Annotated in this window: 16 protein-coding genes and 1 tRNA gene; 7 read left to right on the top strand and 10 right to left on the bottom strand. The window is 38.1% G+C overall.

Translation table 11 applies throughout. The features are described 5' to 3' along the window. Nucleotides 1-41: 41 nt before the first annotated feature. Nucleotides 42-563: a helix-turn-helix domain-containing protein gene (locus tag MSKOL_RS18310; protein WP_048123368.1), complete on the bottom strand. Its 522-nt coding sequence runs from the start codon at nt 561-563 to the stop codon at nt 42-44. 639 nt (nt 564-1202) lie between these two features. Between MSKOL_RS18310 and MSKOL_RS18305 the strand changes: the two genes are divergently transcribed. The 3 genes from MSKOL_RS18305 to MSKOL_RS18295 all read left to right on the top strand — a co-directional run bounded on the left by MSKOL_RS18305 (nt 1203) and on the right by MSKOL_RS18295 (nt 3926). Continuing rightward, nucleotides 1203-2231, top strand: a complete 1029-nt coding sequence (locus MSKOL_RS18305; RefSeq protein WP_048158023.1) for an ABC transporter substrate-binding protein — start codon at nt 1203-1205, stop codon at nt 2229-2231. Between the two features lie 143 nt (nt 2232-2374). Continuing rightward, entirely contained in the window at nt 2375-3160 is a 786-nt protein-coding gene (locus MSKOL_RS18300; protein WP_048123364.1) for an ABC transporter permease, read from the top strand. 1 nt (nt 3161) lies between these two features. Continuing rightward, nucleotides 3162-3926 (top strand): ABC transporter ATP-binding protein, encoded by a 765-nt coding sequence (locus tag MSKOL_RS18295; protein WP_048123362.1) that lies wholly within the window; start codon nt 3162-3164, stop codon nt 3924-3926. Between the two features lie 83 nt (nt 3927-4009). On the opposite strand, the gene MSKOL_RS18290 is transcribed toward MSKOL_RS18295, so the two are convergent. The 5 genes from MSKOL_RS18290 to MSKOL_RS18270 form a co-directional block, all read right to left on the bottom strand. Beyond that, the gene (locus MSKOL_RS18290) at nt 4010-4438 is read right to left on the bottom strand and encodes a polymer-forming cytoskeletal protein (RefSeq protein ID WP_048123360.1); all 429 of its coding nucleotides are present in this window, start codon (nt 4436-4438) and stop codon (nt 4010-4012) included. Between the two features lie 477 nt (nt 4439-4915). After that, entirely contained in the window at nt 4916-5122 is a 207-nt protein-coding gene (locus MSKOL_RS18285) for a TRAM domain-containing protein (RefSeq protein WP_048123358.1), read from the bottom strand. Nucleotides 5123-5174: 52 nt separating this feature from the next. Further along, entirely contained in the window at nt 5175-5381 is a 207-nt protein-coding gene (locus MSKOL_RS18280; protein ID WP_011033303.1) for a TRAM domain-containing protein, read from the bottom strand. A 55-nt stretch (nt 5382-5436) separates the two neighbouring features. After that, nucleotides 5437-5643 carry a TRAM domain-containing protein gene (locus tag MSKOL_RS18275; protein WP_011306043.1) on the bottom strand — a complete coding sequence of 69 codons (207 nt, stop codon included), beginning with the start codon at nt 5641-5643 and terminating at the stop codon, nt 5437-5439. 64 nt (nt 5644-5707) lie between these two features. Next, nucleotides 5708-5914 (bottom strand): TRAM domain-containing protein, encoded by a 207-nt coding sequence (locus MSKOL_RS18270; protein WP_048123355.1) that lies wholly within the window; start codon nt 5912-5914, stop codon nt 5708-5710. 458 nt (nt 5915-6372) lie between these two features. Here MSKOL_RS18270 and MSKOL_RS18265 point away from each other — a divergent pair, with 458 nt between their 5' ends. The 4 genes from MSKOL_RS18265 (at nt 6373) to MSKOL_RS18250 (ending at nt 9047) form a co-directional block, all read left to right on the top strand. Further along, a complete protein-coding gene (locus MSKOL_RS18265) occupies nt 6373-7161 on the top strand; it encodes a transposase (protein WP_048158022.1) in 789 nt (262 codons plus the stop codon). Then, a complete protein-coding gene (locus tag MSKOL_RS18260; protein WP_048158021.1) occupies nt 7158-7883 on the top strand; it encodes a transposase in 726 nt (241 codons plus the stop codon). Before MSKOL_RS18265 ends, MSKOL_RS18260 begins: the two co-directional genes overlap by 4 nt. 399 nt (nt 7884-8282) lie before the next feature. Next, nucleotides 8283-8356, top strand: a tRNA-Lys gene (locus tag MSKOL_RS18255). Between the two features lie 520 nt (nt 8357-8876). After that, nucleotides 8877-9047, top strand: a complete 171-nt coding sequence (locus tag MSKOL_RS18250; protein ID WP_011306041.1) for a ribbon-helix-helix protein, CopG family — start codon at nt 8877-8879, stop codon at nt 9045-9047. Between the two features lie 278 nt (nt 9048-9325). Here the strand turns inward: MSKOL_RS18250 and MSKOL_RS18245 are convergent, their stop codons facing one another. From MSKOL_RS18245 to MSKOL_RS18230, 4 genes are all read right to left on the bottom strand, one after another. Continuing rightward, a complete protein-coding gene (locus MSKOL_RS18245; protein ID WP_048123352.1) occupies nt 9326-10360 on the bottom strand; it encodes a methionine synthase in 1035 nt (344 codons plus the stop codon). Between the two features lie 293 nt (nt 10361-10653). Beyond that, nucleotides 10654-11700 (bottom strand): methionine synthase, encoded by a 1047-nt coding sequence (locus tag MSKOL_RS18240; protein ID WP_048158020.1) that lies wholly within the window; start codon nt 11698-11700, stop codon nt 10654-10656. A gap of 167 nt (nt 11701-11867) precedes the next feature. After that, on the bottom strand, nt 11868-12119 hold the full coding sequence (locus tag MSKOL_RS18235) for a type II toxin-antitoxin system RelE/ParE family toxin (protein WP_011306038.1): 252 nt from the start codon (nt 12117-12119) through the stop codon (nt 11868-11870). Nucleotides 12120-12146: 27 nt separating this feature from the next. Next, the gene (locus MSKOL_RS18230; protein WP_011306037.1) at nt 12147-12371 is read right to left on the bottom strand and encodes a hypothetical protein; all 225 of its coding nucleotides are present in this window, start codon (nt 12369-12371) and stop codon (nt 12147-12149) included. Nucleotides 12372-12529: the final 158 nt, after the last annotated feature.

Genomic DNA, 12529 nt, shown 5'->3' with positions numbered 1-12529 from the left:
TCCACGCGACGCAGCATTTATTTCTAGCACTCTATGCAGTTTTACTCCATCTTTTTGAGCGCAAGTTCAATGGCGTCTATAAGGCTGTTCTTTGGAATAATGGTTGTTACTGGAATGTTGAGGATCTTTTCCACTGTCGGGCTCACTATAGGGGCGCAAACAAGGGCTTTTGCTCCATCTCTTTCAGCGTTAACGGCTGCTATTATGGCTTCTTCCATTGAGGTTGCCGAATATTCCCTTATTGTGACCAGCCTACCAGCTATCTTTTTCTTTGTTTCTACTATGTTGTCAAGCACCGAGCGAGCTGCAATCACAGCTATAAAATCTCCACTATCTGTTTCTTTAATATCGCGGATAGTTTTCACTATCTGGCGGAGAGTTTTAATGTTGGGGTCCCGGTTCCCTGACAGGATCTTGTAAAGAGTACTCGGCGGGATATTCGCTTTTTTCGCGAAATCCACAGCAGTGAGGTTAAGATCCTCTTTTATTACAGTGGAAAGCGTTTTTTGAAAAACTTCATCGGATTCAAATGCGGATTTGATAACTTTGTCTGCAACATTCATAAAATTCAACCTTTTAAGTCCTGTAAAGAGTTTTAAACAACAAAAAATAATGTACATTTTAATCTACATTTCACAGGAAATTTAGTCCTTAATGAGAAATATATCCCGATATATTAATACATTTGGGATATAATCAAGGCTACTTTGAGAGAATATATATAGGAAATTGTAAAAATATTAATATACCGTTAGATATTTACTTTTTATTTTTACCGGGATTCTTCTGGAGAAGTACAAACTCTCTTGCAAAAGAGTTTATGGAAAGCTGACAAAAAAGATAAAAGTCTGTGATTTTTCGATAGGAAATCTCGATTTCAAACAGTATTTAGTAATGAAAGTAGTAATGAAAGTTATCATTTTATATGGTTCATTATCAGTATATGGACTATTGTCAGTACATGGTAATTATCAATACAGATTATCAGTACATGATTGATTATCAGTATATGGACTACTGTCAGTACATGGATAATTATCAATACAGATTATCAGTGCATGATTAATTATCAACACATGGATAATTATCAGCACATGGTAATTATCAGCACATGGTAATTATCAGCACATGGATAATTATCAGCACATGGATAATTATCAGCAGGACTATTACCAGTTGTAAGGATTAATTGAGGTGGAACTTTGAAAAAACTAGGCATACTTATACTTACTTTCTTGTTGGTCGCATCTATTTTCGTATCCGGCTGTGCATCCAATAAAGGAAATGTATCCGAGAACGAAACCGGACCTGAAGAGACCACTACAATTACTGAGCTGAATATTGGTTATCAGCCAAGCACCCATCAGATCGCATATATGACTGCGGCTGAAAAAGGATGGTGGAAAGAAGACCTTGCACCATATGGAATTACGAAAATTAATGAATACCAGTTTCCTACAGGAGCCCCTGAAATGCAGGCTATGCTGGCTGGAGACCTGGATGCCGCCTATGTAGGGTCAGCTCCTGTAATTACAGCTCTCAGCCAGGGCCTTGACGCAAAGATTGTTGCGCCTGTCCAGATAAACGGTTCAAGTCTTGTTCTTCGTAACGAATACAACTACAAAAGCCCTCAAGACTTAAAGGGCCTTAAGATCGCTACTTACCCACCAGGAACTATTCAGGATACCCTGCTCAGAAACTGGCTCAAGGAAAACGGACTTGATCCTGATAAAGATGTGAAAATCCTTGGAATGACTCCAGGAGATGCTGTCACCGCTATTTCAGCTAAACAGGTTGATGCTGTGTTTCTGCCTCATCCCTCTCCGGCAGTTGTAGAAAAGGAAAATATTGGGCGTACTATAGTGCAGTCTGGAGAGATGGAAGCAAATCATTCTTGCTGTGTACTTGTCGTAAGTGGAAAACTTATCAGGGAGCACCCCGATATTGTGGAGCAGATTGTAAAGACCCATATTAAGGCAACCAAGTATAATCAGGAACATGTGGATGAAGCTGCTCAGATTTTTTCAAATAAGACTACAGAGGACCTTGACACTGTAAAGGAATCTCTTAAGGAATGGGATGGTGCATGGATCACAGATCCAACCTTGATTGAAGACTCAGCTGTCAATTACTCAAAGGTTCAACATGACCTTGGGTATATTCCGAAATCTCTGACCAAGGACGAAATCTTTGACACAAGTTTCTATGATAAAGTCACGAGTGAGAACTAAAAATAAGAGTAACTGAAGAAAAAGAGAACTCTAAATAAAGGGTTCAACTGCTTCGGCTTTATAGAAGGCAATTGAACCCTTATTTTTTCTGAAAAATGAAGTCTGCCGGAAAGATAAAAAGGTAAGAATTCTTTTAATTAGACATGAACGTTAACTTCATAAAAACAGTTAAAGAAAAAGGCGTTGAAGCGTTATCTCTCATAGTTGCAATTGCAATATGGCAGCTTGCAGCAGACGTGATTGTACAGAATAAATTTAAGCTGCCTAGTTTTTATGATGTGATAATTTCTTTTTCTGCAATTGTAAAGAGTGGGCTAATTTTTACAGATGTATCTACTAGCCTAATTAACTTTTCAATTGGTATTGCTGGCGCTTTTGTAATTGGAATTCCCCTGGGAATAGCTATGGGATGGTTCAAGAAAATAAACAGAGCAGCTGACCCTATAATAGAGATACTGCGTCCTATCCCTCCTATTGCCTGGATTCCCTTTGCCATCATATGGTTTGGGCTTACCCACCAGGCCGCAGGTTTTGTTGTGTTTGTAGGAATGGTTTTTCCAATTATCATTAATACATATACAGGCTTTAAGAACGTACCGAAGGTTTATGTTGAAGCCGCAAGAGTTCTTGGCTGTACCCGAAACATGGACCTTATACGTTATATTGCAATTCCCTCAGCCATGCCCTCAATTGTTGCAGGAATCAGGATTGCCATGGGTGTAGGCTGGATGTGCCTTGTAGCTGCAGAAATGATGGGGAGCGACAGCGGACTCGGATATGAGATATGGCACAATTACTACATGCACAGGATGGATTTCGTACTTGTTTATATGTTGCTGCTCGGATTTGTTGGTCTTTTAATTGACCGTTTCTTCAGATATTATGTAGACGCAAAATTACTGAGATGGACATCAGGAACTGTGGTATAAGATGGGCAGAGTAAGTGTAAAAAATGTTTCACGTATCTTTACTAAAAAAGAAGAGAATGTAGGCACTGAAGCTTTACACGATGTGAGCTTTGATGTAGAAGATGGAGAGTTTATCTGCCTTCTGGGACCGTCCGGCTGTGGGAAGACCACGCTGCTACGCATTACTGCTGGACTTGAAACCCAGACTTCAGGAGAAATTACACTGAACGGAGTCCCTATAACTGGCCCGGACCCCAAAAGAGGGATGGTCTTTCAGCAATATTCTTTATTTCCCTGGAGAACAGTCATCGATAACATTACTTTTGGACTTGAAATGCAGGGAATTAGTAAGACTGAAGCCAGGAAGCAGGTGGAGAAGTATATAGACCTTGTGGGCCTGGAGCAGTTCAAAAATAGCTATCCATACGAACTCTCCGGAGGTATGCAGCAGCGTGCAGCCATTGCAAGAGCCCTTGCCAACGAGCCCGAAGTCCTTCTTATGGATGAGCCCTTTGGGGCCCTGGATGCTCAGACTAGAAATATCCTTCAGGATGAACTTCTGAAGATATGGGAACAAAAACATGTGACCTTCCTTTTCGTAACTCATAGTGTGGATGAAGCGGTTGTTCTCGCGGACAGGATAGTGGTCATGACCGCAAGACCAGGAAGAATAAAAGAGATTGTAAAAGTTGACCTGCCCCGCCCGCGCTCCAGGACAAGTCAAGAGGTTAACCGTTTAAGAGACCGCATCCTGAGACTTCTGGAAGAAGAAAGATTTCACAGGTAAAGTCTATGACTTTGGCAAAAAGGAGATAAAGCCACCGTGCGAAGGGGTAAAGAAAAAGTTAAATGTTCACTGGAAACTCTCGATTATTCTTCAGCCCGGATAATCACTTTCGTTAATGGCGCGACTTTCCTGACAAGAACTTTTCCAATAAGTTCAAGCGTGCCGTCTGCTTTTACGAAGTCAAGAACGCACCCAGGCCTGACGTGGATATCTCCCTGGCAGGCTGCGGTATTTATTTTAGCTTTATCGAGAAGGACAAGCTCAGAAGCTGTTTCGATATTGCCCAGAATTTTTGCCTTAGAACAGACAAGAGCACTTCTAGCTTTTACATTGCCTCTAATAACCGAACCTTTTCCGAGTTCAAGCTTACCAGTTACTGTGAGGTTCTTCCAGAACTTCACTTCCTGCCCGACGATTACATTGCCATCCAGAGTAAGATCCTCATCAAGAAAAGCTCGTTTTTCAATGACATAAGTATTGGATCTGGGGTGGTACTTGATAAAACGAATCATTAGAGATCACTCCGGGATACTTTCCCCGGTTATAGATATAAAGCAAATACTTATTCTGCAAGGCATTTACAAAAATTTTGTCAATTAAATTTCCAAAATATGATTGAATATCTATTATTTAACAGCATCGAATGTTCACTATCAGACGCCATGAACAAACAATTAAAGCATAAACGACATGCTAAAAATCGCAAAAATATTGTCCTGTCAAAGTAAGCTGAAAAATATAATCGATAGAAACAGCGAAAAACGTAGTCTGATTTGTACAATTTAAAATCACAAAAGTATAATTATAATGGTCAGCCATTAACCAAACGGCCAGTATCAAGTGATTATTTTCTTAAATTGGCAGGTATTCGGAATGTACGCGGTAATAGAATATCCGGAGATTATAATATCTGTGAATGGAAAAGAGACTGAAGATTAGATATAGATATCATTTTTCAGTCTCGGTTTTTCTCTTTTTAAATGACCTGCTTATTCAACGAGACTGGCGAAACCGTATTTGGGAAGAACCCTTTCGATTTTAATCCGGACTTTATCGTCAACTTTGGTGCCCGGGACAAAGATAACAAAACCTTCAATACGTGCAATGCCGTCTCCCTGGCGAGCGATATCCTGGATAGTTACATCGTAAACTTCGCCCTCTTCAACAGGAACAGAGCTACTTTCATCTCTGAACATGAAAACCATTCCTAATGACTTAATTGAAGTTGATATGGTTTATTTCCTGCATTTACTCGACAACGCTTGCAAATGCAAATTTGGGAAGAACCCTTTCAACTTTAATCCGGACTTCATCTCCAACTTTGGTGCCCGGGACAAAGATAACAAAACCTTCAATACGTGCGATGCCGTCTCCCTGACGAGCAATGTCCTGAATTGTTACATCGTAAACTTCGCCCTCTTCGACAGGGACTGAGCGACTTTCTTCTCTGAACATGAAAAATCATTCCTTTAATTTACTGAATTTAACGTGGTTACTTTATTTTCTGCATTTACTCGACAACGCTTGCAAATGCAAACTTGGGAAGAACCCTTTCGACTTTAATCCGGACTTCATCTCCAACTTTGGTGCCTGGGACAAAGACTACAAAACCCTCAATGCGAGCGATGCCGTCTCCCTGACGAGCAATGTCCTGAATTGTTACATCGTAAACTTCGCCCTCTTCGACAGGGACTGAGCGACTTTCTTCTCTGAACATGAAAAATCATTCCTTTAATTTACTGAATTTAACTTTAATTTAACGCAGTTATTTTATCCCACATTTACTCTACAATGCTTGCAAATGCAAATTTGGGAAGCACTCTTTCGATCTTAATCTGGACTTCATCGCCAACACTCGTATTCGGGACAAAAACTACAAAACCTTCGATACGGGCAATGCCGTCTCCCTGGCGAGCAATATCCTGAATAGTTACATTGTAGGTTTCGCCCTCTTCAATGGGCACAGGAGCACGTTCATCTCTAAACATTACATTCATTCCTTTAACTTCTATTAATCAGCTTAAGAAAGCTCTATCGACAGAAAAGAGTAAAAGCAGTACTTGACAAACCAAACTTGATAACCCAAATTCAGGAAGTACACATTCTACTTAATCTATTCTCTACTTAATCTATTTGATTAATTGATCCCCAACAGAGCTTCGGATAAGTCAATTAATTGGTCATACTCATATCCGCTTGTATATAACGTTTTGCTTTATTATCTATTAAAAAAGGAAAATAATGAAGTTTGGAAAATGTTCAATCCCTGGTTGTCAGACTTCTGGTTTCTAATTTCAAAGATATATAAGAGAGCGTCGCAAAAGTACAGAACTGTTAAATTTATAATCAAATGTTGCACTTTTCTTTTCTTTTTTATCACAAATCAAATGACTTATATACTGTTAACACTTTTATCACATAAAATACATACTTTTTTAGTGATAATATGTTTTCTCCCAGAAAAGGAAAGCAGACTACGTTCGTTTATGGACCTGAAATTTATGAGAAACTCGTATCTAGAGATCATCTTCTATACAAGATCAATGAGTCAATAGATTTCACTTTCATCAATGAAGAATGCCGTAATCTTTACTCAGAAAAGATGGGGAGACCTGTAACGAACACTCCTGAAATCATGTTTAGATCAGCTATTATTCAGTCTCTCTATGACTACTCAGATCGAGAAATGGAGTCCGAAGCACGCTATAATATAATGGTAAAATGGTTCATTGGTTTGAACCTTGACGATTCTTCCTATGATCATAGTGCACTTGGACGTTTCAGGGATCTTCTGGGGGAAGAAAGATGGAAAGAAATATTCTTCAGCCTATTAAAGCAAATAGAAAATGCTGGATTCGTTAAAGGTAAAGAGTACGTGGATGCTACTCATGTAATAGCAAACATTGCAATTCCAGGTACGATAGACCTGTTAAGACAGGGAATAAAGGATGTAATGAAAGCCATTCAGGAGATAGATCCAGACCTTTATGAGGAACTTGGTGGAGAAAAAACTGCTAATGATGACAAAAAGGTATACAAGTTAAGCCCTGAAGAAAGAGACAGCAAGCTTGTTGAACTGGTTAAAAAAGCCAGAGAGATAAACCAAAAATCCGAATATATTGGAGGAAGAGTAAGTGAAAAAACTAGGCAACTAAGACGGATTCTTAATGAAAATATAGAAGAAAATGATGATAATATTGTAAAAAAAAAGATAAGACTAAAGATAGACTCGTGAGCATTGTTGACAAAGATGCAAGACATGGTGCTAAATCAGATGACAAGAAGTTCACGGGATACAAAGTGAACTCAATAATGTCTGAAGATGGATTCATAAAAAACATCAATGCAACTCCAGGCAATTCCTATGATGGAGATATACTTATTCCTCTAATTGATGAAATGATAGAACAAGGGTTTACTGCAAGTGAAGTGGTCGGAGATACTGCTTATGGAGAAGTTGACAACAGGAATAAACTGATGTTGAAAGGGATAACTGTAATAGCTCCATTTAAAAAGGAAACTAACAAAAATGAGCTTTTCCCACAAAGTAAATTCAGAATCGAGAAACATGGAGTGATATGTCCTGCAGAATGCAGGACGATGGTATGGAATCACAATAAGAAGACTGAACAAATCACGTTCTTTTTTAATAAAAAGGATTGTGAAAGCTGTAAATTGAAACAAAAATGTACTGTTCAGAAAAGAAGGACAATTACCATCAGTGAACATTATGAGCTACTAAAAAGAGCAAGAGAATACAATAAAACTGACGATTTTAAGGAAGACATGAAACAAAGAGCTCATATCGAACCAAAGCAAGGAGAAATGAAAAGATATCATGGATTGCAGAGGGCAAAATATTGGGGACTTCAGAAAATAAATATACAGGCAACAATAAGTGCAATTGTGGTCAATGTAAAAAGACTTGTTACATTGAATAGCTGTGGCTATCAATAGAGCTCATAAAAATATGTAAAAAGAATGAAAAATTGAAAGAAAAGGATGAAAAGAATGAATCGTCTTGATGAAAATTCCTCCAAAAATTGGAGAATATTTGTAAAGTGCAAAATTTTGCGCTGAAATTTTTATGATGGCTAATCATTAGCTACTTTTACGACTCTATCATATAAATAAGGACAATTCATCAAAAAAATAAAATTATTCTGAATAAAAAGATATTTCTCTATTAAATTTAAAGATTTTTGAGTAAGTGTTCTCTTGAGAAAGCCTGAATAAACTCCATAAAATTAGGGTTTTATTTCAAAAAGATTAGAAGGATAAGGGATTGTGCCGAAACTTATAAATATTTAAAACTCCATTGTGAGAATCGCTCATTTAATGATAATAACAATGTGTGGGCCCGTAGCTTAGTCAGGCAGAGCGATGGACTCTTAATCCATAGGCCGGGGGTTCAAATCCCTTCGGGCCCGCTATCGTTATCTATTTCTGAGAATTCTTTAACTGATTATGGGTATATTTCACTTATTTTATATATTCTTTCACTGATTTTAGGCATCATTTTACTAATTTTAGGTTATACTCTCAATAATTTGATAATAAGCTGACCCTAAAACTCAAAATTACTCTGAATCCCATATCCGCAATAATCAGTAAATTTTCGAATCACGAAAATAATTTTGACATTTTACTAATTTGACGGTGAAATTAGTTTTAGGATGGGCTCGTTATTAAAAATCAGTTGCATGTTTGGAAATAATTAATTGCTAAAAATAGTAATTGCTAAAAATAGCTTATAACAATTGTTAAAAATCAGTTGTTAAAAATCAGTTGTTAAAAATCAGTTGTTAAAAATCAGTTGTTAAAAATCAGTTGTTAAAAATCAGTTGTTAAAAATCAGTTGTTAAAAATCAGTTGTTAAAAATCAGCTGTTAAAAATCAATTTCCAAATAAACTTTAAATATATAGAACATCTCAATGGGTGCAGCTCTAATGCCAAAAGTAAGTGTTGAAATCCCTCAAGAACTTCTGGATGACCTTAACAGGCATGTGGGAGATAACAAAAAATTTGTCAGTCAATCTGATGCTATCAGAACCGCTATTCGAAAAATGCTGGACATGATGGACGAGATCGATAGAAGGCATGGGAGACTCGAGAAGTGATTAAAAATCCTGATAATTGAAGTAAAACAGTTGAGGTTATAGCATTAAACCTTAATGCTATTGATTTCTCAGTCCAACAATGTAAATCTTACACATTATAAAAATACCCCTTTATTTCCACTGTGGTTTGATATCTATCGCCGAATTTTTAGAATTTAAAACTTATAGTAGAGTTTCCACTGGAATAAGAAACATAGCCTGATTTCTCAAGTCATAGACTTTTCAGGTGTGGATTTTCGGGATGAACTTAATATAAAAGTCAATTAAAAATTCAGGGGTTAGAGAGATTCCCTGAAATCCCTTATACCCTGAGATATATTGGAAAGCAATATAAATGCTATTTTCTGGTTAGGCCAGGAGCCCAGCCCGCAGTCAGGACCCACATACTTTATCAGGTTGCCAAAACGCCTGTAATAAACCTTCAGCCTTTTAGTTATAGTAGCCGGGGTCTCAAGTCCGCTAACAATTTCTGGAAGGTATTGCTGCTCTTTCCAGACGTTAGTACAGTACTTTTCACTAATGATTCCTGCCAGGGTATAGACATCAGTTCTTGCAATCCCAAGCCTCAGGAAGCAATCTGTGTCCTCCAGAGTTTTCTTGTCTATCAATTCCAGGTAAGATGGCGTGCCTGCGGATTCTACTCCTATGACGTTTATTGTGGGGACCTGACAGGCAATGTTATAGTAGAGAGGAGAATGAAGGTGAATCTGTACGTCGGCTCCCCATTTGCTGGCCGCTTTTGAGGCGCTGGTAAGGGCAGAAATAATATCGTTCTCATCAAAAGCAAGCTCAGGATTCAGCCCTATACTTGGTTCATCAATAGAAACCGCTGCAATCTTGAAATTTTTTGCAGATCTCATGGAGTTTCTTACAAAATTATTCACACTTTTTGCAAAAATAGAATAGATATCCGTATACCGTGTGCCTCCGAATTCCTTTAGGTAAAGTTCCGTTGGACCGGTTACACAGACCCGAACCTTGAGTGTCTCTCCGAATCGTTCCTTATAGGCTTTTGCAACCGTCTCTATAGCCTCAAGCTCCTCAATCCTGGCACATTCAAGTTTTACCTCAAAGGGGCCGTCACAGCAATTAGAGTCCCGAATAACCTTCAGGAACTGTTCATTCATATCCTGATACTGAGGATAGGTAGGAACATTAACACCTGCATCTATTTTCTGCTGAAAGGCGTCATTGATTACCGTAAAGAGTTTCTCATCTTCGGTTCTCGTTTTAAAGGCACTTTGGACCCATTCCTTACTGACTCCGTCAGGAAGGGGATAACTCCCAATATCGTCAAAGATGATTTCTTCCATATCCTCTTAGTAGACCTGTAAGGATTTAGCGTTATTGGAAAGACAAAAAAAATATAAAAAAACAGAAAAAATTAAGAAAAATAAAATTTTATTCTGTTATTCAATTGTTCGAATATTAGAACGATCGAATATTAGAACGATCGAATATTAGAACGATCGAACATTAGAACGATCGAACATTAAAAAGAAATATTAAAAAGAAATATTAAAAAGAAATATTAAAAAGAAATATTAAAAAGAAATATTAAAAAGAAATATTAAAAAGAAATATTAAAAAGAAATATTAGAAAGATTTACTCTTCCTGTTTTCTCTTCTCTTCATTAAACTCATTAATTCCTTTTGCGGTATTCTCAAGAAGTTTAAAGGCAAGCTCCTGGTCCGGCCAGAAAGCCAGCCCGCAGTCCGGACTTGCATATTTTATCCGGTCTCCAAGGGCAGAATAAGCCGTTTCAAGCCTCTTTTTTACAACTGCCGGAGTTTCCAGGTCAGTAACGATTTTTTGCATATACTCCTTTTCCTTCCAGACATTAACCCCATACGTTTCATTGACAATGCCAATAAGACTGGAAATATCGGTTCTCGAGACTCCGAGCCTGATATAGGTGTCTGAATCCTCAAGCACTTTTTTATCCAGGAGGTTCAGATAAGAAGGAGTTGCCGCGTATTCAAAACCGATAACATTAATAGGGGTCTCGCAGACAAGTTTGTATTTTAACGGCGAATGAAGGTGAATTCCCACATCAGCTCCCTGTTTCCGGGCGTAAGTGGAAGCGACGGTGAGAGCAGAGACGATATCGGCGTCAGAAAACTGGATTCTGTCATTTATCCCGAGGCTTGGCTCGTCCAGGGCTATGATCTTTATTTTGAAATTTTTCGCAGCTACAAACGCCTGTTTTATGAAATCTTCAATATCCAGTGCAAGGACATGATAAGCGTCAGCATAACCCGTTGCCCCGAAGGCCTGGAGGTAGAGGTCTGTTGGGCCTGCAATACAAACCCTGACTTCAAGCGTTTCTCCTGTTTCTTCCCTGTACTGTTTTGCAACCTCGTCAATGATCTCCAGTTCAAGGATCTTTGCATTTTCCTCTTTCAGTAAATAAGGTTCATAACAGTTTTTTTCGTCTTTGATAATGTCCAGAAACTGTCCTATCATGTCCCTGAACTGAGGATAAGTAGGAACATGCAGACCCACATCGATTTTCCTCCGGAAAGTCTCTCTTACAATAGAAAAAAGCTTCTCGTCTTCATCCCGGTTTTCAGCCGCAGTCTTTATCCATTCCCTTGTAATACCCTCAGGCGTGGGAAGGCTGCCTCCATCAGTAAAAATAATGTCCTGCATACCTCTTATGTAAGACAGTATCAAGTATTATAAGTATTGGAATTGGTTTGAGCTAAAAATTCAAAGTAGAGAAGTCAAAGTAAAGAGTTCAAATTAGAGAATTCAAAGTAAAGGATTCAAAGTAAAGGATTCAAAGTAAAGGATTCAAAGTAAAAGCAAAAAAGATTTTATTTGTAGATATCCCGTCGGTGCCCAATTTTAAGCACGAGTATTTTCAAGCAACTGCCCTGAATCTCCAGGATCACTCTATAATCCCCTACCCTCAACCGGTAATTTGGAGACCCGACCAGTTTTGTTACATAGCGAAATGGATCCTCCTTCAGCTCAGAGACCTTACGAAAAATACGCTTTGCCAGCTGGCGATCGAGCTTTCTGAGCTGATTGACCGCAGGTTCAGACCAGATGATTTGGTAATGCATCAAAATCTCGCTCTCAGTATCAGTTTCTTAGAAACCCAGCTCTTTTTTTAAATCTTCATGTGTTATGTACCTGCCTTCCTCAACAGCTTTTCGGGCAAGTTCGATTTCTTTTTTTGTTTCCTCATTTAGTTCCTGGACTTCTTCCAGTAACCGCTCAAGTACCTCGTTGTAAGTTTCCCGCTTATAGATCTTCATTTTTTCAAGAGCTTCTTTAGTGCTCTGTTTCACTTGAATGGTTGTTGTCTCAGCCATGTTTTACTTTATACAGAGAGATTTACTTATAGTTTATTATAACAGATTATAACAAACTATAGCGAGAAGAAGGTTAGTTGAAGTCTATTTAAGAATTAATCCCGAGTACAAGACTGATACCTTAAAGAATAGACAAAAACAATAAAGATTCTCAGTAT

It is taken from the genome of Methanosarcina sp. Kolksee, assembly GCF_000969945.1.
GTDB lineage: Archaea > Halobacteriota > Methanosarcinia > Methanosarcinales > Methanosarcinaceae > Methanosarcina > Methanosarcina vacuolata.
This window is presented reverse-complemented; position numbering and strand designations above follow the sequence as displayed.